The organism is Holospora curviuscula, assembly GCF_002930195.1.
Lineage (GTDB): Bacteria > Pseudomonadota > Alphaproteobacteria > Holosporales > Holosporaceae > Holospora > Holospora curviuscula.
In genome coordinates this window covers 6,453-30,587 of sequence record NZ_PHHC01000094.1, presented here as the reverse complement: position 1 = coordinate 30,587, position 24,135 = coordinate 6,453, and the positions used below count along the sequence as shown (strand labels likewise).

Below are 24,135 nucleotides of genomic sequence, written 5' to 3'. Positions count from 1 at the left end.
GCCCCTAGCAAAAAGAAAAAGCATGGTCGTTTGGAAAAAAGCGTGTTACGCGTTGGCTTGGATCTGCTGCGGGAATTATTTTTTAAAATTGATCGTTCGGTTAACAATTTCGTGAATGATATTGCGTCAATTTTTAATCAAAACACTGTAATTGAGCGGGTATTTACAGGGAGATAAACTTTTGTCCTGTACAGAGAAAAAAAATACAGAATATATAAAAATTTCTAGGGATAGTGTGTTTCTTATTGAATCTTCATCATGTTGAGTAAACCCAGAAAAACTCAAAGCGCTGCAAGGGAAGCCCGACGGAAAACGTTTGTTTAGATTTGAAAAACTTCCATCAGATAATTATTTTTAGATTAGTATTAAACGAAACGCTTTTACAAAGCGTAAGCGTCATGATTTTAAGAAGTGGAAAAAAAGATAAACCTTAACATAAAAGCTATGACTGATATTAGCTATTAAGGCATAGAAAAGCTGCATAAAACACCTAAATTACCAAAGAAGAATACTAAGAACAACTCTTTAATACAGGAGAATAAGCAGAACAATCAAAAAACTTGCTCACCAAAGAGTAATCCATGAAAATGTCATCGGTATACTGAAATGATTTAAAATGATCTAGTAATAATATTTGAATTATAATATAAAAAATGATATATGAAGGATCAAAAAAGGTAAAATATGTCAACGAGCCCATACAGCATAGAGTTAAGAGAAAAAGTGATAAATTTTATCAAAGCAGGTAACAGCCAAAAAAAGCATCAATAGGTTTTGATATATACTAACCTCTAGGAGTAACCCCATCCATAGAGTTAGGATCTCTTATTCGTTATGTCAAGAACCATCCCGATGACAGGGCAGAGGGATAGTACTGGTGAATTTGGCATGCGTGCCAGTGGTGCAAAATATTGGTTAAAATCGCTAGGGTTTAGTGATAAAAACACTTCACCGACGTGGAAGCACGTTAACAAAACGAGATAAGTAAGGAATACAAGAGATACCCCCTGAACGTCTTGTATAGAGTAACGCGCGTAGTATAAAGATGACGATTTGCAAAGATAAGAGATGGGTAATAAAAGTAAACAGTGCCTAAGGTAAAACTATGGTAATGATTAATAAAAGAAACAGATATTATAATGGCTTAGTGGACACTCAATCCATAACAGCAATAACAGGTCTTGCAATAGGACTCTTTTTAATCATTGGGGAGAATATATTCAAATAACAATAGAATGATTATAATAGCAGAAAAGAAAAGATATTTAAAGATGTCGTATTCATTGAATTTTCGTCGTAAAGGTTTAGGAATTAAGCAGAAAGAAGGGGTGAGCTATGAGAAATCAAGTAGACGTTTTGGAATGGGTCAGCAGACCATAGAGGGAGTATGGCTTTAGAATCGCATTAGTTTTGCTCTAAGCCGGCCTGCACAATGAAAATGGACTGTTTAGAACACGATATCACGACTTTAGGGGACATTGGATTGCTTACGGCTGTATAGGTATTGATTTGTTGGGTAGAGGAAATGGTCCTCACCAATATCCCAGAAAACTGTGGTATTCTCATGGATAACGCTGCTTTCCATCAAGGTAAAGCTATGCAGAAAATGATTAAGAACGCTGTTCATACTTTACTTTCCTCTTTATTCTCATGACCTTAATTTCATTGAGAAATAATGGGCTAAATATGAAATGATGGATTACCATTATTCAATGTACGGAATGATATAAGGCCTTACTTTAATTTTTTTAAATCCTATTTTTCAGCTAAATTACTATACCAGGTTTAATCAATAATCAATCGCTAACATCAATAATATACCAGTTCTTGTCCCCTTATTTTATGATACTTATTCCTTCGCTTTAATATGGTTAATCAAGTTTTGTTATCGAGGTGCTTCACAAGCCATAAACTGTACTCAAAGTAGCCCAAATATTGCTCTTCAGGCAATATAAAGTCTCTCCATTAAAAATAAGCAATACGTATGAAACGGAAAAGAAATATCGTGTACGTCTTCTAGTATCACCTCGAATCAGTGTAAAATTTTATGATTTTTAAGTAAGGGCCTAATCTCTCAAAAGATAGCTAACTTATTCACTTAGTTTATCAAAAGGTCCAAAATTAAAAAAAAATTGCTATATCAATCAAGTAAAAATAAACCCCTGAATAAAAGACCACACAATAAGGCTTTCCGGATTCTTGTAGAGTACCTTAAAGAAAGTATAAAAACACTTAAAAGTTAAGTTTTGTTGTTAACGCGGAAAATGTAAGTATCTGTGTCTCTTAAATACAGTGTTTCTTAGCCCATCCGTAGACTGAAAAAAGAAGTATTATTTGGAGTACAAGCTATTTCTTACGTTGAACATTTATTTATATAAACTACTTTAAGTCGTTTAAAAATTTTTTTATCGTAGTTTCCTCCTATAGTATATTGCAATAAATGCAACCATAACCGTCCCTATAATAGCGCACACAGGCACTACGCTCAACGCATACCTATAAGTTGTTAATAGAGTATAACTAGATTTCATATCATCAATAAAAAATCCAATTATAGGGTGAAAAAATGCGCCTCCTAACATATTAACAGCATTGAGGAAGGCAATACCTGCACTGAGTCTGTAGGAGGGGCACCAATCTCTTGCTGCAACAAATACAAGGACTTGATAACAGCAGCCCACACCAAGTATAGAAAACCATAGAGGAAGACTCCAAGATGGAACGGCACTATACAACAGAGTAAAAAAAGCACCACTCATCCCCGCACCACAAGCTATAATAATAGTATAATTTCCTAAATATTTTGCTAAAAAACACAGGATAGGACTTCCAAGCATCATCCCTTTAAAGATCCAAGAGGCTACTCCTGCTGCCTTAGCAGCAGATAGTCCGTAACTTTCTATTAAAAAAGGACCTGCCCACACATCGGCAAACCCTTCTAATACTCCCACCATTAAAAGGTTTGCTACTGCTAAAGCAATAAGCATTGGATTTTTGAAAACATGATGAAATTCGGTAGTGTGTCCTGAAGCATGGGTATGAGATTTTATAGAAGAAGGTAAACATAACGCAGCAATTGCAATAACACATCCTATACCCGAGATTCCCCAAGCTACATATTGCCAATGATAGGCGTCCAATAACCCCTGGATCGGTTGTCCTCCATACACCGCCCCAAGCAACCCCAACGCCACAGAGATCCCCATGACTTGACCATAACGTTCCTTGGGAAACCACAAAGAAATAGCTTCTGCCGTACATAAAAAGCCTGCTGCAGCTCCACTTCCGATCAAAAATTGAGCTCCCATGGCCAGATAAAGCTGATGTGTATAAGTTAATATACTAAGACCCAGAGCGCACAATAGTGCAGAACCGCACAGTATAGTACGCATTTCCCAACGTCCCATAACAAAGGCAATGGGTAATTGCATGCCAGCATATCCATAATAATACATAGAAGCCAACACACCAAACTGCGTAGCACTTATAGAAAGTTGCTGCATTATGGTATTTATCATCAAGCCTGGCCATCGCCTCAGCATAAACTGATACCCAAAAAATAAGAGCGGAATGCTAAGTCTTAGGCAAGGTACAAGCCAGTTTAGTCGGATGGTATTGAACGCTTTACTCCTACTACAAAAAACTTTTTGATTATACCACAAAAAATTTTAATTTCAAAAAACTAAAAAACAATTTCAATTTGTCCAAAAAAGGTGTATTCAAGATGTGTTATCTTAAAAGAGTACCCTAATTCGAGTTCCTTGAGAACCGTATATTCCGATTCGTGAACTGTTGTCTATGTCGTGCATACAGTATTCTTAAGTAAACGTGCTCATGCGTACTTTATATTTGTTCTAACGCTAGCATGTTCCACTTACAAAAAGTACCGAAAGCTTTCAAGGAAAAACGAAATGTAAAATTTACGCTAGATGTAGTACTGTAGGTTTAAAATAGAATTAAATGATGAAAAGACGGGCACAGTAATCGTTATGGTGCGTAAAAGTAGGGTAAGTACAGGGGTGAATACGCTAAAAAGAACAAGTCCTCAAGCCTAAAGCACCTGTAGGCAGCACAGAAACCATAGATCCAAATCCGCTAAAAATATAGAGTGAGCTTGAAAAGGGGTGCTTTAGCGATAACCCCCTTGTACCTCTGGGGAGGCCTACGAAGCAATACATCTCATGAAACAATCAACCCTACAGCCCAGTCACCATAAAATGAGCATGAAAAATAGAGCGGAAATAACGCATCGATAGAGCAAGTGCAGGATGTTCTAATGTCTTTAGCCTGAGTCCATTATTTCTCAATGGGATTAGGCTCAGGAGAATACGGAAGGTCAATCAAGGAAAACATGACCAGCGCTTTCACTCATCGGCTGCCTATCTTTTCCCTTGTGGAAAGAAGCATTGTGCATGACACTACCCCTTTTGTTTGGAAGATTAGGAAGTAATATATGTTCTACCCAACAAATAAAAACATTAGCATTGACTGACCCGCTCAATAGACCCATCGCAACTATTGTGGCGCCGATAAGCGCGCCTATAGCATGTGTTGTGTGTTTTTCCCCCATCATGAATCCTATAACAACGCGTTACCTTCCAAGAATAGCCGTGTGTCTGTGGCATATCCTGGGACTTTCCGTTAGATTGTTACAGAAGATAGCACAGCTGATTGTACACAGGCTGAGGCTCTTATTGAGGGCATAAACGCCCAATGTCTTTTAGCCGACAAAGGCTATGATGCAGATGCTGTATTAGACATGGCAAACAGTCAAACCATTCAAGCGGTGATTCCTGCAAAAAAGAAGCGAAAAGAACAGCGCTTCTATGACCAAGACTTGTACAAGATCAGACATCGTGTTGAAAATGCCTTCTTGCATGATAAAAAGTTTATTATCAGGGGCGATACCTCCCCAGAAACCTTTTCGCCCAGGCAATCGTGGCTCTAAAAGACTCCATATGTGATCTGACATATCATGGCGTCGGTGAGCGCCTATCATAAAAACCTTTCATTGACTCATTCTATACCTCATGCTAGCATAGGTTTACTCTCGTGACGACACTATCTAAAGCGTTTAAGTCATGGAAGAGAATATTGAATGACTTGAACAGGCTAAACCATAAAGGGGGTATTCAAGCATTGATGGATAAACCCAGAGCTATCCTCAGAATGAAGAGGGGAAAAGAGCAAATTTTTAGCATAGGAATTGATGGAGAGTCAGAGCGTGAATTCACGCGCTTTTAAACAATGAAGAGATAGAAGCAAGAAAGGGACAGGTTCACACCTTGGGCTATTCGCTAAATGGTGATGTGCACAAGCGCTAAGCCTCATGATAGTATGAGTACCAAAAGAGTCTTATTTGGCTTGAAGGAAAACTTTGTAAAGCTGGTGAACATTTTAGCACATCAAGGCTATCAAAGTGATCTAAATTAGTGGGTTTATCTTCATACGTAAGGATCTTTACTGAGCATTGTAAAACAATGGCGACAGGTTGTAGAGCGTGCATTTGCTTGATTAAGGCATTTTAGGAGGCTATCCAAAGATTATAAGAGGTCTACTGAATCAGCCAAAGCATTTATTTCACTATTCTTCACTAAAATAATCCTCCATAGGGTAAACAAACGGTTTGCGTGACTGTTTCTTATAAGCGTTATGCAATGAGGTATGATCCAAAATTAGGCTTATTTCTTTGATTCAACGGTGTTTAGGTTTTTTTGTGATCATTCCCACGCTTTTTACCAACCAGTGTTTTGCTTATCTTATCCAAGCTCCTCTCTTTGCAAAGAGTCGTCTTTGTACTACTCTTGTTACTCGATACAAGATTTTCAGGTCCTATAAAGCTTTATATTTGATCGTTTATTGATATTTATTTTTAGCTGATTTGGATTCATTTTTATTTTTCTATCTAATTGTGCTTTAGGTTTGATTACTCTTAAGCGATGGAGAGGAATCGCCACGCGATACGCCAAAAACAGCTCCTCCTTTCTTGCAGCCGCCCAAATACGCTGTCTTGCCCTTTGGCTCAATATCTCGTAACGACACTATCTAGCGAAAAGTCCTAGGATATGCCACAGACGCACGGCTATTCTTGGAAGGGAAGGCCTTGTTAGGGGATTCATGATGGGGGGGGAAAACAAAAGGGGTAGTGTCATGAACAATGCTTTTTTCCACAAGAGAAAAGATAGGCAGCCGATGAGTGAAAGCGCTGGTCATGGTTTCCTTTATTGACCTCCCGTATTCTCCTGAGCCTAATCCCATTGAAAATAATGGGCTTAGGCTAAAGACATTAGAACATCCTGAAATTACTCCATCGATGTGTTATTTCCTCTCTATTTTTCATGGTCATTGTATGTTGATTTGGCTATAGAATTTTTTTCTTATGAGTGAAATAGCGGGCCTAAACAGTCTCTTACGTTAACGAAGCACCCGTATGTGGTGAACGTTTTCATAAAAGACATGTGCTTTCCAATAGCTAAATTTTTTTACTTTGGAACACATTTTGGATGAGATACGGTGAAGAATCTCACTCTGTCCAGATCATTTTTCTTTTTCGAAAACTACTTTTGGTTTTGTGACCTGGAAAGAAGTGCTCAAGCATCTCCCTACGCTGAGTCTTTCCGTAAATCCAAAAATTAATGGTCTCAGCTAACCTGCCTGAAAGAAAGATTTTGGCTGCACAAATGGCCGGAAATTGGCTCGAGTATCCCGTAATTGGATTAATACAAACTCTTGAAGTTGAGTACCCCGGTCTAAAGTATTTTCCCTAAAACGGCATTCTTGCGCACCCTTTTTCTGGGTAATGTCTGGCCAATACCCAACAAGCACGCCCTTGTTGTCTTCGAGTGCACGCTGTAGCGCAGATCTTCAACAGCTTAACACTATTGCACTTTTCCTTATAGGAGACTCCCATTGTATTAACTGAGTCAGCTTTACTCCTTCATCCTAATCAATTTATGTATCTCCTCTTATAGGAACCTCTTTTCTGTGCTGGTCTTTTTAACACATACTCTAAAGTGTTGCTCTGCACTGCAAAGCCAGCCTCTATTTTTTAAAATATTTATCAAATATTTGATCATTTTAAGCTTCTAATTTCATTATAGAAGAACTGAACCTTTTTCCTCATTTATTCAAAATGACAATTGCTATCAAAATTATAAACTGCTATAGAATTTTCAGTATTGGAGTGGTATGATGGTAGAGAAAAGCAGTCGTAAAGCATTTGTGCTTTAGAAAAAGTTGAGGCATTATGTCAAATTCGTTAACGCCCCGCATGAGTAAATGGAGAGAACGATTATGGCCCGTTTATCCGGAGGAAATGAACATTTTTCTTCCTATGGTGGTCATTATGTTTTCTGTTTTGTTTAATTATACCGTAGCCCGTAATGTCAAAGATTCTTTACTTGTGAATTCTCTTGGATCCAGTGGGCAAGTTTTGCCTTGGGTGAAGTTGGGGTTGGTGACACCGTGTTCTATTTTGGCGGTCATCGGGTATGCAAAACTAAGTAATATTTTAAGTAAACAAAAACTTTATTTTGCCACCCTTCTTCCTTTTGCGGTGTATTTTTTCTTATTTGGGTTTGTTTTGTACCCTATGCATGAGCACTTCAATCTTTCGGTTAGTTGGATAAAAAGTTGTCAACAAGCGTATCCTTTATTAAAAGATTTTTTTCCGGCTGTAGCGTACTGGAATTATTCACTATTTTATATGATGGCGGAGTTATGGGGAAATATGGGAATAGCTCTCCTTTTTTGGCAGTTTGCCAATCAGATTACGCCTACGGTACAAGCGAAACGATTTTATCCTGTATACGGATTTTGGTCTAATTTAGGACTTGTGGCGGCGGGATCATTAACCGCGTTTAGTGAAAATTTTTTAAAACCTGAGCGTCTTGCTTCAGGAGAGAAGGATTTTGGTCCCCAACTTCGCTTGTATTGCGCCTGCATGGTGCTTGCGTGTATTGCTATTGTTTGTGCTTACTGGTGGCTGAACACAAAAGTTCTGACCGACGCACAAAAAGGTATGGATGCGAAGGGAAAAAAATCTAAACCGAAACTTTCTTTAAAGGAAAGTGCAGTGTACTTATTAAAATCTAGGTACCTCATGTACATCGCTATTTTAATGTTGGCTTATGGTATTACTATCAATATTGTAGAAGTAACATGGAAAGAGAGCGTAGGAAATTACTTTTCTGATCCCATCACAGGCATTCGAGACAAGAATGCTTACAACGCCTTCATGGGAAAAATGTTTATTGGAACGGGAATCACAACTATGGTTTTCATTTTGTTCAGTAAAAACTTTGTACAATCCCTAGGATGGCGTTTTTCTGCAAATATTACACCCTGGGTTACCATGGTGACTGGTGTGGGATTCTTTTTATTTGTGGTATTCAAAGATTATCTAGGCGGATTTTGCGAGCTCTTTGGTACTTCCACATTAACGGTGGCTGTAGGTCTTGGCTTAGTACAAAATGTTCTCACCAAAGGGGTAAAATACGCCCTTTTTGATCCCACAAAAGAAATGGCGTATATCCCCCTAGATGAGGAAGAAAAAGTAAAAGGAAAAGCGGCTATTGATGTTATTGGTGGCCGTGCTGGTAAATCAGGAGGGAGCGTATTGCAGCTTGTTTGTAATGCTGCCACCGGTGGTTTGGGTGTTCCCCAGCTTTCTGTTCCGGTTTTGGGCGGTATTTTGGTGGGAATTACTTGGTGGTGGATCTGGGCTGTGAACAAACTAGCCATTGCTTATGCTAAGAAAGTAATGGAAACCGAGCATATTAAAGACGTTTAAAGAGAGTTTAAAAGAGGAGGGTAGATTTTATGCTTACCTATCCTCTCTACATGGTTTAAGATTAGGTATATGTCGAGTATTGTAAGAATTTTTTTGGATACGGAAACCACAGGGCTATCTACGTTAAAAGGAGATAGTTACGGAGCACACCGAATTGTAGAAATTGGGTGCGTTAAAACTGTTAATGGTGTTGTCGTAGATAAATTTCACGCTTATTTGAATCCAGAACGAGAAGTACCCGAAGGGTCTAAAGAAATTCATGGATTAAGTTGGAGTTTTTTACGTCAATATCCTACGTTTTGTAAAATATATAAAAATTTTTTAAATTTTATTGGACAACAAGTTTTGGTTATTCACAACGCACGCTTTGATACTACTTTTTTAAATTGGGAATTGGCGCAAGTTTCTCAACAAGAACTCTCTAATCCTGTAGAGGATACTTTGGTGCTGGCAAGAAAAAAATTTCCTGGTTCTCCTGCCAGTTTGGATGCGTTATGCCGTCGCTTTCGAATTAGTTTAGCAGAGCGTACTTATCATGGCGCGCTATTAGATGCAGAGTTGTTGTGTTCTGTATATCAAGAATTATGTAAAGAGCAAAATGTATTTGAGTTTAGAGATTTAATAGAAACACAAGAAGGATCGTTAGAACGCTATGCCTCATTGGGAACGCGTCAAGAACGTCAATTTTCTATCAGTAGTCAGGAAGTCCTTATGCATGAAGAGGCCATGGATAGACTGAAACGCTAACGTTTTAATCGATACCTAGAAGAAAAACGCTTTCCTGCAGTATAAATATTGTCGAACAAGAGTCTTTGGAAAAAACGGCACTTTGGGAGACAAGTTAAAAAGTATGTTTATAAATGATTACGAAAATCACACTAATAACTTTATTAATCGTGTTTTAGTATCACACTGTAACCATCTTGTACTATCTCTACAACACCGTAAAACCTGTGTAGATCAAAGGTGAAGTGTGTCTTATGCTCCACGTTCAAGCCATCACTTCAAGATTTTAGTTCTAGTATTCCTGAACATTCCCTTGAAAAAAATAAGATAGAGCAGTGTTGACATCTATTTTATCTATAGCTCAGTTCCAGAAAGAAAAGCAAAAGCCAGATATGAAATGTCAAGCGCGCCATCCCTAGTGGTCAGGTGTCTAGATTATTGAACATGGGCTCACTTAATTGCATTCTTTGTACAATTCTTGATCATATAGTAATTTAGCTTGAAAATAGGATTTGAAAGAATCGCAGTAAAGCTTTATATCATTCAGTACAGTGAGTAATATTACGCTGAATCCAACGTTTCATATTAGCCTAAAATTTCTCTATAGGATTTAGAACCTGGATTTATGGATTAGCGATCCGCCTTAATAAGCGCATAGAATGCGCGCGATTATCACTCTGTTTTCCACAGCGGCTACAGTCATTTCGTACGCTTTAGACAACCTTGGATAATCATTGAGCCAAGCAAAGGTTCGTTCAACGACCCATCTTTTGGCGAGCGCAGCCCATCTTGGGGTTCTGAAATTTCAATGGTCTTGTTAAGACCGTTTCCCACAAACGCTAGCATGGGTTTTCCATACCCGGCATCGGCGCAAACGCCTTTGAGTGTCGGATAGTGTTGCAGAGCCCCTTAAAAAACATTTCACCCCCCTACTGTGATTAGCGTTATCAACAGTACCGTGCACTGCCTTATGTATCCACAACACTATGGCGTTTAGGTTTTTTCCTCCGTCAATGCCGCGTTGTTCACAAGCCCCGGTAGTTTTGACACTGTGTGAATCAATCCTGCGATAGCTCGGGTGTTCACTTCCACCAGCCTTTATTCGACGTATCTTAACAAACTCGCTCAGTACTTTTTCCCATATTCCTTTGATTCTGCATCTTCGATAAAACGACCGTACAGGAAAGTATGGCGTAAAATCTTTAGGAAGCATTCGCCATGGGCAGCCGCTCCTTATTATGTAAACTAATCCATTAACACGCTCTTTCTTTTGGTGTTTACTTTTATTACCGTACTTGCCCCATGCAAAATGCTCCTTAATGAGCGCTTATTTATCATCTGTTAAATCCCTTGGATCTCTCATTCTTATTACCTTCAAGCTTGACTATACTGCCTCCGTTTAGCCATGAATACAGGTATCTAATAAGCCTTATGAAATGAGGCATAATCCAAGATCACTCCTTATCAGAGTTTTAGCGCTTTGATTCAACATTCTGCTCCTCAATGATTAAAAAAATCGATATTACAAGAACCATGAAAAACTATCAGCGCGATCGATTTATTGTTCCAATGATACTATGGGTTCTTTTGGAATATATTCTATGCTTTTTACCTAGGCGCTTTTCACTTTTTTTACCCCACCCTTTGCCTTTAAAAGTCTCATCTCAATACCACTTTCGTCACTCTATACAAGACTTTCAGGCCCTATATCGTTGATTGTTTCTTGATATGTATTGCTTCAAAAGCCTTCCCAAAAGTAAAGGTTTTTTATCACTAAAGCCCAAAACATACATTTTTAGCTAATTTAGATCTATGGTTTCTTTTTACTGCCTAATTGCATTTTAGGCTTGATGACTCCTTTTTTTTCATAGCTTATCTGCTATCCACTTACCCTAATTTTACTAACCATAATTATTTTTGCGCTTGTCTTGTGATCATTTCATTTTTTTCAAATTACAAAAAATCTAATCCCATTTTTGAGCTATGGCATGCAGCTTGTTCCTCAATTCTTCTTTATAGCTCTTGTTCTGGCATACCAGTTTCTGTGTTGTGTTAAAGCACCAGCAGCAGCGCTTATGAGGTGTAGATTCAATCATTATCTACATTGATCGAAAAAATATTAACGCTTGGCTGCGGGCTAGTATTCTTACCACCATAGTTTCCTGATCTGAGTCCCATTGAAAAATTCTGGGCTCTCATGAAACGAGGAATTAAAAGTACTATTACTCAATGTAATGAACGATATAAAGCCTTACTTCAATTTTTTCAAATCCTATCTGTACGCTAAATTTACTATAGCCTGCTTCGTCAATACTCCCCTAAAAAAACAAGTTTTACTAATGTATCGGATCAGTAAACAAAATGTATAGAAAACACGCTTAACGATAGATCAAAAAATATATCACTACATGAGGCCGAGAAAGTCATTACAGTTCGCATTTGAAAAGGCGCAGTACAAAAAGTTATTAAGAACACTGAGGTAAACGTTTTAAGGCATGGCGTACATAGCTTTCCGCATCCATGGACGCTGTTTCCTCTTTCGCCAGCTGATGAAGAAGTTTGAGAGAAATCTGTGCATCGTATCCCAAAGCACAAAGCGCGTGGAGTGCTGTATTCATCGCAGAATCTTCCTCAAGGATCTCTACCTCTTCTGGTACTGCGGAATAAAGCTCTTGTACAATACGGCTAGCTAACTTGGCGCCAATACCTGGAATCATTTTAAATCTCACAATGTTTTGGTGATGAATAGCACTATAAAGTTCACTTACGTCATCGAAAGAAGCTAGAATGGCTAATGCTACTTTTGGTCCTAACCCTGGAACTTTTTGAAGCTGTACAAAAGCACGCTGCTCTTTTGGAGATGTAAACCCATATAATTCACTTTGATGCTCTCGGGGTACAGTTTCAATCCATAAACTCACAGTCTCTCCCCAAGTTTCTAGCTGCCGATAATTCACGTACACTACGTACCCAATACCTTGGATCTCCAGTACAATAAAAGGAGGCTGACGTTTAATAATACGACCACTCAGGTATCCGATCATAGTACAGCTTTATCCAAGAGATAGTTCTGAAACTTTTTCCAGACCTCTATTTCGGTTTTCTCCAGGGTGTTGGGAGGAATCTGTATAATGTTCCCCAAATTAAGCTGCCTATAGGAATTTTCTATTGCACAATGTACAAAAAAGCTTTGTTGATCTAAATAATTTGTTTGATGGTAGTGTCGTTTTTTGCACCGTTCATAGCTTATTTTAGGGTTGGCTTGTAGTACAAAGGTTAAGCCAGGAAAAATATACGTCTCCAATTGCTCATGAAGTAATCGAATAAAAGAAAATTCTAAGCCTCCCACCAGTCCTTGATATACAAAGGTGGAGTGAATAAAACGATCGCACAACACCCAAAATCCTTGTTCCAAAGCCGGCTTAATGACTGTCATCCAATGATGTTGTCGAGCAGCAACAAACAAAGCGCATAATGTTTTAGAGTAAAGATCTGGAGTATTCAATAGTAGAGTGCGTAACGTTTCACCCAAGACAGTTCCTCCAGGTTCTCGTGTTAGATGAACAAGAGCATAGGATTGTTTTAATCGCTGATAAAGCTTTTCAATCTGAACACTTTTCCCTGTTCCGTCTCCACCCTCAAAAGTAATAAATTTCCTAACATCCATAATAGTGTGCTCTTTTAAATTCCTACCCAGTATAAAGCACGGCGCCACCAACTTTTTAAAATAATTTCCTGAGTTGAATAGAGCTTAAACACTTGCTTGGGTGCGTCAGGGATAAAAATTTGTATCTCCCCCAATGGTTTATCTTTGTATACAGGAGCATAGACTCCGTTATAATGTATAATTTTTACCTTTACATCTTTCAATTGGTATTTAGGGATACACACCCTAATACTACAAGGCGTAAAAAGTCCTACCTTCTTATTCAAAGCAAACACAGGAATTTCCTTTACTACAGTGTTGGCATCAAAAAGCTTCACGGTAATAAAGCGACTAAACGCCCAGTTGAGCAAGGCATTCGTTTGCTGAAATCTTTCCTGTTCTGTCTTCATACCATTTAATACTACAATAAATCTTTGTTCTTTTCGTTGAGCGGAAGCCACAATGCCGTATCCTCCTGACTCGGTTTTTCCCGTTTTGATTCCGTCTGCCAGCCCTTTACGAACTAAAAGATTTTTTGTCCATTGACGAATCTTATTAAAGGTAAATTCTTTTAGTTTAAAATAGGGGTAGTACTGAGGAAATTCTTGAAAAATACGTCGAGCAATCCAAGCTAAATCTTGACACGTACTTTTGTGTTGGGGGTGAGGAAGTCCAGAAGCGTTCACACAATAAGTACTTTTTGCACCCAGTGCTTGGGCTACACGATTCATATGAAGCGCAAACTGAGCTTCACTTCCTGAAAAAGCTTCCGCAAAGGCACTGCTGGCATCATTTCCTGAACAGACAATAATTCCTAAAACTAAATCTTTAAGCAGAACGCTTTGATGAGGAATCAACATCATACGAGAACCCTCTTTTTTTGCAGCATCCTGTGAAACAAAAATGGAACTGCTCCACTGAAAATGTCCTTTTCGTACTGCATCGAATAAAATATATAACGTAAGTAACTTTGTCATGGAAGAAGGAGGAATGGGGACGTTAGCATTTTTATCTAAGAGTATGGCTCCAGAATGTGCATCCATCACCAAAGCAAAAGGTGCACTGGTATAGATCAGCGGTGGGGAGGTAGGAAATTTCGGTAAAGCATATGCAGGAACCTTAAACAGAAAACACATAGAGCCCAAAACGATCCTGGAATACAGCAAGGAAAAGTGCATTAATATTTTATCCTCCTTTTAAGATTAAGGGTAACAAGACCGCAGACATACGATATTTTATAAAAAAACTTAACGCTTTTTGAGCCTGAGCCTGGTTCAGAAAAGGACCTAAAAGCGTTATAAAGGGTTTAGATCCTAGGTGCGCCACTTTTTTTATTCTTGGATGCCCCCAATGAAACGTAACGCTTTGAGCTCTTACCCACATGGCTTCATCAAAAGATAAATGACTAATGGAAACAAAAAGCTTTTTTTGTATCTCAGGGGTTGGATTTTGTACATTCGAGCGATATACTGCAGACTTGTGACTACCCGGCTGAGTAACAAATTTTTGACTTTCTGGCATGTGAACGACCGATTTTTGAGAAAGCGAAGGATCCACTGGAATGGATGTGATAGAGACTTGAGTACTTTGACACACTTCACGTACTTTAGGCAACAGATCTGATAAGTTCGTGGACTTTAACGAAATTTTTTGAGCTAATTGGGCTAAAACTTTACTTTCCTTTTCCAGCGTCTGAATACGTACTGGCGCAACCCCTGCACCAAAAAATCCTAAGGTTTTAGCAGCTTTCACAGATACATCAATAATACGGCCTTCCACAAAAGGCCCGCGATCTGTCACCGCAACCAGGGCACTTCGACCATTTTTCATGTTATGAATTTGTACTACCGCAGGAAGCGGTAACGTTTTATGGGCTGCAGTCATTTTATGCATATTGTAAGTTCCCCCCATCGCATCTGGTCCTTCATGCTCACCATCGTTAATGCCGTAATAGGACGCCATACCTTCTTCTTGTAAGCGATAATGGCTTTGAGGATAATACCACACGCCTTTTATACAATAAGGACGTCTGTGAGAAGTCCCTTTTCGCGAGTACACTCTTTCTTCAGAGGGATCGCATCCAGTAAGTAATGCATAAAGTGTGCCAAAAATTCCCCAGTTTATCCCTCTTTTATTTCGCTTTTTGACCCGAAGTGTGGGGTTAAACAACGTTATCCCAGACATGATGAACATCATCATGATGATCAAGGGCTGCTCGCAATTGATCTAGCTTTTCATAAGATTCAGTGTCGGGTAGTTCAATCCAATGATGAGGCCACCATACCGCCTGGACTTCTTTGGAACTTCCAAACATTTTTTCCAACTTTCCAGCGATCTGATGGAGCTGTTCTAGTGGACAAAATAACACACACGTATCGTCCGCTTCTTCTGTATCTTGAATACCGGCATCTAAAGCGAATAATATGAGCGCCTCTTTCGATACAGAATGCGTTTCATACAAGATCATTCCTTTACGCTCAAACATAAAAGCAACGGTATTGGCTTCTGTCATACGCCCTCCATGCTTGTGAAATAGGGTACGGATATCGCAAGCACTGCGATTGCGATTGTCAGTAATGATGTCTACAATAAGTGCACTTCCTGCAGGACCTAATCCTTCATAACGGATGCTTTCATAGACACGATCTTCCGGCGTGCTCCCTTTGAGTAGCCGTGCGATGTTCGCATTGGGAACATTAGCTTGTTTTGCTTTTGCTACTGCAGCACGTAACGCGGTGTTTGCGGTAAGGTCTCTTCCCCCTCCCTCTTGGATAGCAACGCTGATTTCCCGGAGAAATTTTCCAAATACTTTTGAACGCTTTGCATCTTGAGCATGTTTTCGATGCATAATATTTTTAAATTGCGAATGTCCTGCCATACGCGGTGTACACAGTTAGGATTCAATTATTCTGATATCCTAACCTAAATCCCGGTCCTTTCCAACAGGGGATCCAGAAATCTTCTTTTCTTTTAATGGAAAAATAGAGAAAAGTTTGTAAGGAAGTATCAACGTACTTACGAACTCCATTAACCAAGCGGAAGCTACAATTACTCCAGCACCTAACCATAAAATTCCAGAAATATCCCATAGAGAGCCTACACAAAACAAGAAACTTATTCCACACACAGGCCACATCCAAAATGCTAAACGGATTCGCTTTTTAGAGACAAGCCATAGGAGGGATACCAAGCATACAAAATATACCCCAATAAATACCGCGCAACAAAATTCCACCAACAAAGCCAAGGTTTTTTCAAAATTTAACGCTTGAATCACCCATGTAGTAATCAGCATGACATAAAATGTTAACCAAACACCAAAATTTTTGTGCACAATTTTAGACTGAGATCCAAAACATTGAGGTAAAACATTGCTTTTTGCTGCTACAGAAATGACTTGACCACACGTTAAGATCCAAGAATTTAATGTGCCAATACAGGTTATCGTTGCAAGAAGAGCACACAAAATTCTTCCTCCAGGTCCCCACATTTTTTCAAATAAAGTTCCATAAGGGTTAGGATCTTGCATTAATGCTTTTAAAGGCATGACCCCCATTAAAACCCAAGTATTAAAAAAATATATGCAAATGACACATAAAGTCCCCAGTACTAATGCCCAAGGTAAAACGCGCGCGGGATGCCGCAGACAGTGAGTAATGGTTGTGGTTGCTTCAAATCCTACAAATCCCCAAAAAGTGATGACCATGGCTTTATTTAATCCCAAAGGCGTGGAAATAGCACTGGGTAATACCCATTTAGGAAATCCGTACTCCAGCATTAGAATCACAGGAATGCATATCCAAGGAATAATTTTTAACAGAGTGAATACAATTTCCCCTCTTCCCGCAATGACGGCGCCTTTTAAATTTAAATGAGTAATACTTGATAAAATTACCCCGATAAGCATCATTTCTTGAAGCAGTGAAAGAGGCCAAGGTAAAATTTGGTCTAAAGCTTTGACTGAAAGCAATAAGTAGGGAATCGCACTAATCCAAGAAATAACCCAATACGTCCAGGCCACATAAAATCCAGCTCTGAGACCAAATGCTTTCTCAACATATACCGAAGGTCCACCTAAGGCTTTATCGCATTTAGAGAGTGCAATAAAGATAAAACTAAGGCTTAAGGCGCCCAGGCCACTTAAACACCAGCTTAACGCAGACAAAGAACCATAAGGTGCTAATTCGGAAGGCAATAAAAATAAAGCAGAGCCTAATTGCAACCCGATGACCAAAGCCACCACCGCAAGCGGGCTCATGTAAGATCTTTTTGATATCTGCATGGTACATCTTTTTATTCTCTATACTTGGAGAATACGCGACAAAGTTAAACATTCTGACTCCTTAACAGTATAGGGTTCAAGAAAAGAACGGAAAAAAATATTCAATTCAAGCTTTTTCAAAAAAAGCTTTTTTTACCGTACCTTATAATGGCCAAATCCTTCGAATTTTCTTACCCTATTTAGGGTGATAACGATCGGTAAATCTGCTGCGTAATTAAAAAAATAGTTTCCGAAAAAAGTTTTCTTTTTATTCGAGACGCTTATAGGAAGCCATTTTTGAGGTTCACAATATCGGCAATGATGGTGTATTTTATACTGTAAACCATGATTGTGTTGCGCTAGCGATTTGAGATCATTTCACTAGGGCCTAAAAGCAAGAGAGCGGGGCGTTGTCTGTTTTTTCCTCACAGTTCAAGGACTTTTTTGTTGGATTTATAGGAAAAATTGGCATTCGAATGACTGTCCGCAATACCTTGATCGCCCCAAAATCAACGAAAAGCTGGCCCTCTTTTGGGGGATATTCTTCAGCGTTAAAAACAGTAAAAGTCTGAATGTCTCTGGGGTAAGACTGTACAGACATGAAGGACGTGTCCTTAGCCCAGAAAGTTTATTTTTGTTTTCAGGGTAGGACGATTTTTTTGGCCAGAATAATAAGGGGTTTTATGTCTTTAAGAGCCTTTGACGGGTTGCTGAGTGCGTCTAAGGGACACTCAATTTTAACTTGGCTTAAGGTAGCATTCTTTTTGATGGACATGATTTTGGCTAAAATAGACTTCAATTTCTCGATTATACTAGAAACCCCAGACTCATCAATGCCAAAAAGAATATCCACATAATATTGTTGCCTCTAACTTGGGTAATAAATCAGCAATGTTAACTTCACCGCCGGTCTTTTGTAACAGTCCAAAATTTGTTTTTTCTACAAAAGATATCTTATGTCGCTTATTTTTTGTGTTGAGTGAGGTCACACCCAATACTCTTAACAAAGCGCTTGGATGTTTTACAATGTTTGTGTACCTTATTCCTCTCGGGACTGCTTTTCAGGATATTCCCATACTGTTTTCACCTTTTTACTTAACGTTCACCCTTTTATCTTAGAACCTGTATGCATGAATAAAAGGAGGGAGTATAGTCAAGTTTGGCGGTAATAAGAATGAGGGATTCATAAATGGAAGCTAATTAAAGATCATTTTGAATGGAGCAAGGATGGTAATAAAAGTAAACACCAAAAGAAAGAGCATGTTAATAGAGTATTCTACATAATAAAGAGCGACTACCCATGGTGAATCCTTCCTAAAGATTTTCTGCCATACTCCACTGTACATTCGTTTTATCAAAGATGCAGGATCAAAGGAATATAGGAAAAGTACTGAGCGCCCTTGTCAAGATACGTCAAATCACGGCTGGTGAAAGTGAAGACTTGAGCTATCGCAGCATTGATTCACACAGTGTCAAAACTGCCGGGGCTTATGAACAACGCGGCATTGATGGAGGGAAAAAAAAGGGACGTAAACACCATAGTGTTATGGATACACAGGGCACTCTCGTGCACGTTACTATTCATGACGCGAATCAACATGATACAGTAAGGGGGTGCAATATTTTTCAAAAGGCTCTGCAATACTATCCGACACTCAAAAGTATTTGCGCCGATACCGGATATCGAAAAACTATAGTAGAGTTTGTGAGAAACATTCTGAACAATACAATTGAAATTTCAGAACCCCAGGATGGGCTGCACTCGCCAAAAGATGGGTTGTTGAACGAAGCGTTGCTTGGCTCAATCACTATTCAAAATTGTCTAAAGCGTACGAAATTGCTGTAACCGCTCTCGAAAATAGGGTGATGCTCCCTAATTCTATACGCTTGATAAAGCGGATCGCTCATCCATAAATAATAGGTTCTAAGGTTTTTTTTGTTATAGCGAATATTAAGACGTCCCAGGGCTTTCAAAATACCAACAGGCCTACCCTCAAAACGCTCTGCTCACGTTGGCTTATAAGCATCAGGATCCATCGTGAAAGGGTGTTTTAAACAGTTTCATGTCTATTGTTCTGGCTGGCTTATAGCGAACAAATTTCGGTTCTAAACGCGTACTCCCTCTATAGTCTGCTTACCCATTTTAAAACGTCTAGCCGATTTTTCATAGCTCATCCCTTCTTTCTTCTTAGTGCCTAACCCTTTACGAAGAAAATCCAATGAATACGATATTTTTAAATATTTTCTCTTTTATTATAGCTATTCTATCGTTATTTGGCTATACATGATTAAAATTAAAAACACATGATTTAGCCTGCAAAGAAAGAAATTCTAGTAAGTCTTTTTGTATGAAAAAGCTTGTTTTAAGATTTTATGAAGAATGTGTTACGACTGCTTAAATATTTTTTTTAAATCTTACTTCTTCAACCCGTTACTTAAATATTTTTTAATGCCTTAATTTTGTATCCTTTACGATGATGCAGGCAAGAACCAAAAACTTTTAACGCTTCTGTGTGTTTAAGTGTCCCATATCCTTTGTTGGTATTCCAGCCATAGTATTGATGGTGGGTATGCAATGTATCCATCAACGTGTCTCTTTTTACTTTTGCAATAATGCTTGCCATAGCTATGGAATAACTTTTTTGATCTCCTTTAATAAGAGGGTGCTGCGTAATCTCTTTAGTTAAAAAGGGAATAGATCTTGGTCCATCAATCAGTACATGATAAGGTCTAGGCTTCAGGTTCATTAAAGCACGCTCCATGCCGTAAAGGGTTGCTCGAAGCACGTTGTGATAATGAATTTCTTCAGGCCACACCATTTCAATGGAAAAAGTTCCGTATCTTGGATTGGCGATAAATGTATCGTGAATATAAGTGCGTGTCTTTGCGTTAAGATATTTTGAATCATACACTACTTTCTTCAACTCTTCTGGAAAAGATTCTACATTTAACATGACCGCACATACTGCCACTGGACCCGCCCAAGCACCGTAGCCAGCTTCATCAACGCCAGCTACCTGATTGTATTCTAACTCGGCTTCAAAGTGAAACGTAGCAGATTTCTTGATAAAAGCACCGTTCTTTGTAGATATAGGACTCAGTTTACCAGAGCCTATTTTCGAGCGCAAGAAAATGAGAATATAAGCTAAGCGTTGAGCATTGATCGCCCCAGGAAATTGTGCGTTCATGTGACGCATGCTTGGAATAAATGTTGTAGTTAAAGTCAGCGATAATCTCATTCAATAAATCACGCTGCAACCTATAGAAATTCTTAAGCACCTTAGCTGCTCGCATTTGTTGTAATTTAACTTAACCAAACTTATCCAAAACACCAGATTCATTACGGTCATCTTATTCCAAATTTGAACGTTTTCTATAGTTATTTATCTTGAATAGGGGAATTGAAAGAATAGGAATAAAGGATAGGATTGACATCACAGAGAGGCGAGAGAGGTCAAAAAGTGATACAAGTGATCTAAAAAATGAAGCGTAGCAAGTTATAGAAGAAGAGATTAACAAGCGCAAGAAAAAGCAAGTAAGGCCGCAGCCTAAGGATGCTAGGCGGGTATGGAGCGGCATAGTTTATATCACGAAATAGCTGGTTTGGAGGGCTTTCTCTAAAGAGTGTAGACCATGAAAAAGAGTACTGAAGAACTTTAATAGTCTAAAGCATCGAAAAATCATTCAAGTATTGATGGATAAACCCAGAGATATCCTCAAAATCAAGAGAGGAAAAGAGAAAAATTTTAGTATAGAAATCATCCATAGCCAGAGCGTGCACCCACGGACTTTTAAACACTGAAAAGCAAGAGTATGATGGAGGCAAAAAAGTAGTAAAAAAGACACCTAGGAGTCAACACCTTGAGCTCGCCGCTCAATGGTGATGTGCACAGCGCTAGCTCTCATGATAGCACGTGTGCCAAAAGAGTCTTATTTGGCTTAAAGAAAAAAATTCTAAGGCTGGTGAACATTTTAGCGCATCAAGGATCTACACCAATAGGTTTATCTTCATACGCAAGGAGTTTTTCTTAGCATGGTACACCATGGAGAACACACTAAGGGGGTTAAGGTCCAGGAATGGCGGGCTTGTAGAGCATTCATTTCCGTGGTTAGATCATTTTAGAAGATTATCCAAAGATTTATAAGCGCTCTACTGCATCAGCCAAAGCGTTTATTCCGCTATCCTTCATTAAAATAATCCTCAATAGGTTAGAACAATGGTTTACCGGACTGTTTGCTTAGTGAAAATCAGGTATACCAGCAAACAGGGAATTTCCTTTGCGATCGTTGCCGAGTATGAAGAGCTCGCACGTGAAGAAATTATTTTGCGAGCCCACACAGCGGGTAGGGAAATGCGCGTTTCATTGGCGCAAGCGCTGGCAGTACTGAAATACCCTGAATTATTTCAAGAACTCACATAAATCAGAGGTAGGGATACCAAAATATCTCCCTACCTTGGCATTTGATTTACTTTTTTTAATCTTAATTTTTCTCGTTCTGCTTCACTTTTTTGATGATATTATCTTTTATAGAGTTAGCTTCTCCGGAATGATTTCTAAACTGTAAAATCGAATTTTTCTGTTGGTCTACATACGCCTCATTCAATCCTTCATCCAATTCTTTATGAAGTTGTTTTCTTTCCTCGTTCTGTTTACCAATCAAGAGTGCTAGTAACTCCTCTTCCTTAGGATTCAACTCACCCAAACCAAGCAGAGCATTATTTTGAAATCGATTCACTTTTATGTTCTGCGCTTCCTCTTGTTGTACCTGCTGCTGTTGTTTTTGCTTTTTTTGCGGTTGCTCTTGTTGTGCCTGCTGCTGTTGTTCCTTCTGCGGTTTCTGGGAGTTATTGCCTGTTCCTTTAAACATTTCATTTACACTTTTTATTATCTCAGCAGTACAATCCTGCCGCTTTTTGAGTGTATCCAGTAATGCTTTCTTTACGTCCTCCACAGACCCTGGATTGTTGGGCGTATTTGCCAATTCTAAATATTTAACTATCAACTCCTCTAATGAAATCCCAGTATCATCAAGGAATTTATTTTGAAATTGATTCACTTCTATGTTCTGCGCTTCCTCTTGTTGTACCTGCTGCTGTTGTTTCTCTAGCTGCTGGGGTTGATGACCTAACCTCTGAAACGCGGGATCGTTCATAAACTTTTCTATCACCTCAGGAGTACAATCGTCTCGCTCCTTTTGCCGCTTTAGAAGTGTATCATTTAAGTCGCCCTTTATAAGAGCCAAAACCGCTGGATCTCTGAATTTACGTGCATATTTAAAATGTGACTCTACCAATGTATCCAATTTAGCCACATTATACGGAAGCAGTGCTTCTGATCTATTGCTTATGTAACGATAATACTCATTGAAGATATAATCAAGCCTGTCTTTCATATTAATTATTATTTTAGTTGCAATATCTGAACCATCGCTTGGTTTTACTTGTACTAGTGTTTCCGATATTAGTTTACGAAATCCGATTTTAAAAAAATCAATCTTACTTCTTTCAACATACTGTGAAACATAGCGAAGAGCTTCTTCTTTAATCGTTTTCCAATCCTTCGCGGATATTTTGTATATACCCGGATATTCATTTTGAAAAATTTCACAATCAATCAAAAAATCCCTTTTATTCTGCTCTGCTTGCTGTGGAGTTAACATAGCAAAGGCTCCAAAATTCATCATCGCTAAAAAATAGATGTATTTGAAATTTAATTTTTTCATGAGATTTTCTTAACTAAAGTCTAGATTATCACTCTAAACAAAGAGCTCTTTCCTGTCAATAGGAAAAATATTAAAACATTTAATCATCTCGCGGTTAAATAATAAACGCTTTTTTAAGTACTGCCTAACCTGTGTTCCCTAAAAAAGAGACGTTTACTTTTTAGTCTGAAAATCAGGTATGCCAGCCAACAGGGAATTTCCTTTGCGATCATTGCCGACCATGAAGAGCTCGCACGTGAAGAAATTATTTTGCGAGGCCGCACAGAGGGCAGGGAAATGCGCTTTTTATTGGCGCAAGTGCTGGAAGTACTCAAACACCCTGATATGAATTAGAGGTAGGGATACCAAAATATCTCCCTACCTTGGCATTTGATTTACTTTTTTTAATCTTAATTTTTCTCGTTCTGCTTCACTTTTTTGATGATATTATCTTTTATAGAGTTAGCTTCTCCGGAATGATTTCTAAACTGTAAAATCGAATTTTTCTGTTGGTCTACATACACCTCATTCAATCCTTCATCCAATTCTTTATGAAGTTGTTTTCTTTCCTCGTTCTGCTTATCAATCAAGAGTGCTCGTAACTCCTTTTCCTTAGGATTCAACTCACCCAAACCAAGCAGAGCATTATTTTGAAATTGATTCACTTCTATGTTCTGCGCTTCCTGATTTTTTTGCGCTTCCTCTTGGTGTGCCTGCTGCGGTTCCCGCTTTTTTTGTGGTTGCTCTTGGTGTGCTTGCTGCAGTTTCTGAGGGTTATTTCCTGCACCTGTAAATATTTCATTTATATTTTTTATTATCTCAGGAGTAGACTCATTCCGCTTTTCAACTTTCTCCAGTAACGCTTTCTTTACGTCCTCCACAGACTCTGGATTGTTGGGCTTATTTGCATACTCGAGATGTGCAATTATCAACTCCTCTAATGAACCCCCAGTATCATCAAGGAATTTATTTTGAAATTGATTCACTTCTATGGTCTGCGCTTCCTGC

Annotated in this window: 25 protein-coding genes and 3 pseudogenes; 11 read left to right on the top strand and 17 right to left on the bottom strand. The window is 38.6% G+C overall.

Annotation, left to right across the window (positions count from 1 at the left end):
• The first annotated feature begins 1,271 nt into the window (after positions 1-1,271).
• Complete coding sequence (locus HCUR_RS09865; RefSeq protein ID WP_279337660.1) at positions 1,272-1,397, top strand: hypothetical protein; 126 nt, start codon at positions 1,272-1,274, stop codon at positions 1,395-1,397.
• 107 nt (positions 1,398-1,504) lie between these two features.
• Positions 1,505-1,654, top strand: a complete 150-nt coding sequence (locus tag HCUR_RS08660) for a hypothetical protein (RefSeq protein ID WP_165780761.1) — start codon at positions 1,505-1,507, stop codon at positions 1,652-1,654.
• 751 nt (positions 1,655-2,405) lie between these two features.
• Here HCUR_RS08660 and HCUR_RS04760 read toward each other — a convergent pair.
• Both HCUR_RS04760 and HCUR_RS04755 read right to left on the bottom strand, forming a co-directional pair.
• Complete coding sequence (locus HCUR_RS04760; protein WP_165780771.1) at positions 2,406-3,518, bottom strand: MFS transporter; 1,113 nt, start codon at positions 3,516-3,518, stop codon at positions 2,406-2,408.
• An 818-nt stretch (positions 3,519-4,336) separates the two neighbouring features.
• Complete coding sequence (locus HCUR_RS04755; protein WP_104206526.1) at positions 4,337-4,573, bottom strand: hypothetical protein; 237 nt, start codon at positions 4,571-4,573, stop codon at positions 4,337-4,339.
• 72 nt (positions 4,574-4,645) lie between these two features.
• Between HCUR_RS04755 and HCUR_RS09860 the strand changes: the two are divergent.
• Positions 4,646-4,861 (top strand): annotated as a pseudogene (locus HCUR_RS09860) (transposase); the annotation flags it as partial.
• A gap of 18 nt (positions 4,862-4,879) precedes the next feature.
• Here HCUR_RS09860 and HCUR_RS09605 read toward each other — a convergent pair.
• Positions 4,880-4,999, bottom strand: a pseudogene (locus HCUR_RS09605) (IS5/IS1182 family transposase); the annotation flags it as partial.
• Between the two features lie 53 nt (positions 5,000-5,052).
• Here HCUR_RS09605 and HCUR_RS07835 point away from each other — a divergent pair.
• Positions 5,053-5,244, top strand: coding sequence for a hypothetical protein (locus HCUR_RS07835; protein ID WP_129591799.1), 192 nt, complete (start codon positions 5,053-5,055; stop codon positions 5,242-5,244).
• A 687-nt stretch (positions 5,245-5,931) separates the two neighbouring features.
• A pseudogene (locus HCUR_RS04745) lies at positions 5,932-6,036 on the top strand (IS5/IS1182 family transposase); the annotation flags it as partial.
• A 9-nt stretch (positions 6,037-6,045) separates the two neighbouring features.
• Here the strand turns inward: HCUR_RS04745 and HCUR_RS08655 are convergent.
• A complete protein-coding gene (locus tag HCUR_RS08655; RefSeq protein ID WP_165780770.1) occupies positions 6,046-6,213 on the bottom strand; it encodes a hypothetical protein in 168 nt (55 codons plus the stop codon).
• Here HCUR_RS08655 and HCUR_RS08650 point away from each other — a divergent pair.
• Entirely contained in the window at positions 6,212-6,367 is a 156-nt protein-coding gene (locus tag HCUR_RS08650) for a hypothetical protein (RefSeq protein ID WP_165780769.1), read from the top strand. The genes HCUR_RS08655 and HCUR_RS08650 overlap by 2 nt on opposite strands.
• A 278-nt stretch (positions 6,368-6,645) precedes the next feature.
• Here HCUR_RS08650 and HCUR_RS09185 read toward each other — a convergent pair whose 3' ends face one another.
• Positions 6,646-6,825 (bottom strand): hypothetical protein, encoded by a 180-nt coding sequence (locus tag HCUR_RS09185; RefSeq protein ID WP_207760924.1) that lies wholly within the window; start codon positions 6,823-6,825, stop codon positions 6,646-6,648.
• A 445-nt stretch (positions 6,826-7,270) separates the two neighbouring features.
• Here HCUR_RS09185 and HCUR_RS04740 point away from each other — a divergent pair, with 445 nt between their 5' ends.
• Entirely contained in the window at positions 7,271-8,791 is a 1,521-nt protein-coding gene (locus tag HCUR_RS04740; protein ID WP_165780768.1) for an Npt1/Npt2 family nucleotide transporter, read from the top strand.
• Between the two features lie 69 nt (positions 8,792-8,860).
• On the top strand, positions 8,861-9,538 hold the full coding sequence (gene dnaQ, locus HCUR_RS04735; protein WP_104206986.1) for a DNA polymerase III subunit epsilon: 678 nt from the start codon (positions 8,861-8,863) through the stop codon (positions 9,536-9,538).
• 622 nt (positions 9,539-10,160) lie between these two features.
• On the opposite strand, the gene HCUR_RS10250 is transcribed toward dnaQ, so the two are convergent.
• From HCUR_RS10250 to HCUR_RS04695, 9 genes are all read right to left on the bottom strand, one after another.
• Positions 10,161-10,238, bottom strand: coding sequence for a hypothetical protein (locus tag HCUR_RS10250; protein WP_423751895.1), 78 nt, complete (start codon positions 10,236-10,238; stop codon positions 10,161-10,163).
• Positions 10,217-10,363: a hypothetical protein gene (locus tag HCUR_RS09600; RefSeq protein WP_243397281.1), complete on the bottom strand. Its 147-nt coding sequence runs from the start codon at positions 10,361-10,363 to the stop codon at positions 10,217-10,219. The genes HCUR_RS10250 and HCUR_RS09600 overlap by 22 nt, the downstream gene beginning before the upstream one ends.
• The gene (locus HCUR_RS09595) at positions 10,335-10,838 is read right to left on the bottom strand and encodes a transposase (RefSeq protein ID WP_243397283.1); all 504 of its coding nucleotides are present in this window, start codon (positions 10,836-10,838) and stop codon (positions 10,335-10,337) included. Before HCUR_RS09595 ends, HCUR_RS09600 begins: the two co-directional genes overlap by 29 nt.
• A gap of 1,144 nt (positions 10,839-11,982) precedes the next feature.
• Positions 11,983-12,561, bottom strand: coding sequence for a Holliday junction branch migration protein RuvA (gene ruvA, locus HCUR_RS04720; protein ID WP_104206983.1), 579 nt, complete (start codon positions 12,559-12,561; stop codon positions 11,983-11,985).
• On the bottom strand, positions 12,558-13,184 hold the full coding sequence (gene tmk / locus HCUR_RS04715; RefSeq protein ID WP_104206982.1) for a dTMP kinase: 627 nt from the start codon (positions 13,182-13,184) through the stop codon (positions 12,558-12,560). The genes ruvA and tmk overlap by 4 nt, the downstream gene beginning before the upstream one ends.
• Before the next feature lie 14 nt (positions 13,185-13,198).
• Positions 13,199-14,299 (bottom strand): D-alanyl-D-alanine carboxypeptidase family protein, encoded by a 1,101-nt coding sequence (locus HCUR_RS04710; RefSeq protein ID WP_243397282.1) that lies wholly within the window; start codon positions 14,297-14,299, stop codon positions 13,199-13,201.
• Between the two features lie 49 nt (positions 14,300-14,348).
• Entirely contained in the window at positions 14,349-15,362 is a 1,014-nt protein-coding gene (locus tag HCUR_RS04705; protein WP_104206980.1) for a septal ring lytic transglycosylase RlpA family protein, read from the bottom strand.
• Positions 15,325-16,041, bottom strand: coding sequence for a YebC/PmpR family DNA-binding transcriptional regulator (locus tag HCUR_RS04700; protein WP_104206979.1), 717 nt, complete (start codon positions 16,039-16,041; stop codon positions 15,325-15,327). The genes HCUR_RS04705 and HCUR_RS04700 overlap by 38 nt, the downstream gene beginning before the upstream one ends.
• A 39-nt stretch (positions 16,042-16,080) precedes the next feature.
• Positions 16,081-17,445: an APC family permease gene (locus tag HCUR_RS04695; RefSeq protein ID WP_104206978.1), complete on the bottom strand. Its 1,365-nt coding sequence runs from the start codon at positions 17,443-17,445 to the stop codon at positions 16,081-16,083.
• A 1,339-nt stretch (positions 17,446-18,784) separates the two neighbouring features.
• On the opposite strand from HCUR_RS04695, the gene HCUR_RS04675 reads away from it, so the two are divergent.
• Positions 18,785-19,270 (top strand): transposase, encoded by a 486-nt coding sequence (locus HCUR_RS04675; protein ID WP_243397280.1) that lies wholly within the window; start codon positions 18,785-18,787, stop codon positions 19,268-19,270.
• Positions 19,271-19,859: 589 nt separating this feature from the next.
• Here the strand turns inward: HCUR_RS04675 and HCUR_RS04670 are convergent.
• The gene (locus tag HCUR_RS04670; protein WP_207760832.1) at positions 19,860-20,612 is read right to left on the bottom strand and encodes a ribonuclease HII; all 753 of its coding nucleotides are present in this window, start codon (positions 20,610-20,612) and stop codon (positions 19,860-19,862) included.
• Between the two features lie 1,029 nt (positions 20,613-21,641).
• On the opposite strand from HCUR_RS04670, the gene HCUR_RS04665 reads away from it, so the two are divergent.
• Positions 21,642-21,845, top strand: coding sequence for a His/Gly/Thr/Pro-type tRNA ligase C-terminal domain-containing protein (locus tag HCUR_RS04665; protein WP_104206974.1), 204 nt, complete (start codon positions 21,642-21,644; stop codon positions 21,843-21,845).
• A gap of 61 nt (positions 21,846-21,906) precedes the next feature.
• Here HCUR_RS04665 and HCUR_RS08640 read toward each other — a convergent pair whose 3' ends face one another.
• Positions 21,907-23,148, bottom strand: coding sequence for a hypothetical protein (locus HCUR_RS08640; RefSeq protein ID WP_165780763.1), 1,242 nt, complete (start codon positions 23,146-23,148; stop codon positions 21,907-21,909).
• A gap of 120 nt (positions 23,149-23,268) precedes the next feature.
• On the opposite strand from HCUR_RS08640, the gene HCUR_RS10245 reads away from it, so the two are divergent.
• Entirely contained in the window at positions 23,269-23,481 is a 213-nt protein-coding gene (locus HCUR_RS10245) for a His/Gly/Thr/Pro-type tRNA ligase C-terminal domain-containing protein (RefSeq protein ID WP_129591916.1), read from the top strand.
• 56 nt (positions 23,482-23,537) lie between these two features.
• On the opposite strand, the gene HCUR_RS04650 is transcribed toward HCUR_RS10245, so the two are convergent.
• Positions 23,538-24,135, bottom strand: a 598-nt coding sequence (locus HCUR_RS04650) for a hypothetical protein (RefSeq protein ID WP_165780762.1), incomplete at its 5' end; no start/stop codon positions are given.

What these genes read in the sequence shown, in the direction of transcription:
- HCUR_RS04675 (WP_243397280.1), top strand. Translation starts at nt 18,785, where the DNA reads ATGCAGGATCAAAGGAATATAGGAAAAGTACTGAGCGCCCTTGTCAAG.
- HCUR_RS09865 (WP_279337660.1), top strand. Translation starts at nt 1,272, where the DNA reads ATGTCGTATTCATTGAATTTTCGTCGTAAAGGTTTAGGAATTAAGCAG.
- HCUR_RS08640 (WP_165780763.1), bottom strand. Translation starts at nt 23,148, where the DNA reads ATGAAAAAATTAAATTTCAAATACATCTATTTTTTAGCGATGATGAAT.
- ruvA (WP_104206983.1), bottom strand. Translation starts at nt 12,561, where the DNA reads ATGATCGGATACCTGAGTGGTCGTATTATTAAACGTCAGCCTCCTTTT.
- HCUR_RS09600 (WP_243397281.1), bottom strand. Translation starts at nt 10,363, where the DNA reads ATGCTAGCGTTTGTGGGAAACGGTCTTAACAAGACCATTGAAATTTCA.
- dnaQ (WP_104206986.1), top strand. Translation starts at nt 8,861, where the DNA reads ATGTCGAGTATTGTAAGAATTTTTTTGGATACGGAAACCACAGGGCTA.
- HCUR_RS08655 (WP_165780770.1), bottom strand. Translation starts at nt 6,213, where the DNA reads ATGACCAGCGCTTTCACTCATCGGCTGCCTATCTTTTCTCTTGTGGAA.
- HCUR_RS04705 (WP_104206980.1), bottom strand. Translation starts at nt 15,362, where the DNA reads ATGATGATGTTCATCATGTCTGGGATAACGTTGTTTAACCCCACACTT.
- HCUR_RS04695 (WP_104206978.1), bottom strand. Translation starts at nt 17,445, where the DNA reads ATGCAGATATCAAAAAGATCTTACATGAGCCCGCTTGCGGTGGTGGCT.
- HCUR_RS04700 (WP_104206979.1), bottom strand. Translation starts at nt 16,041, where the DNA reads ATGGCAGGACATTCGCAATTTAAAAATATTATGCATCGAAAACATGCT.
- HCUR_RS04670 (WP_207760832.1), bottom strand. Translation starts at nt 20,612, where the DNA reads ATGAACGCACAATTTCCTGGGGCGATCAATGCTCAACGCTTAGCTTAT.
- HCUR_RS04760 (WP_165780771.1), bottom strand. Translation starts at nt 3,518, where the DNA reads ATGATAAATACCATAATGCAGCAACTTTCTATAAGTGCTACGCAGTTT.
- HCUR_RS08650 (WP_165780769.1), top strand. Translation starts at nt 6,212, where the DNA reads ATGGTTTCCTTTATTGACCTCCCGTATTCTCCTGAGCCTAATCCCATT.
- HCUR_RS04710 (WP_243397282.1), bottom strand. Translation starts at nt 14,299, where the DNA reads ATGTGTTTTCTGTTTAAGGTTCCTGCATATGCTTTACCGAAATTTCCT.
- HCUR_RS04740 (WP_165780768.1), top strand. Translation starts at nt 7,271, where the DNA reads ATGAGTAAATGGAGAGAACGATTATGGCCCGTTTATCCGGAGGAAATG.
- HCUR_RS04665 (WP_104206974.1), top strand. Translation starts at nt 21,642, where the DNA reads ATGGTTTACCGGACTGTTTGCTTAGTGAAAATCAGGTATACCAGCAAA.
- tmk (WP_104206982.1), bottom strand. Translation starts at nt 13,184, where the DNA reads ATGGATGTTAGGAAATTTATTACTTTTGAGGGTGGAGACGGAACAGGG.
- HCUR_RS04755 (WP_104206526.1), bottom strand. Translation starts at nt 4,573, where the DNA reads ATGATGGGGGAAAAACACACAACACATGCTATAGGCGCGCTTATCGGC.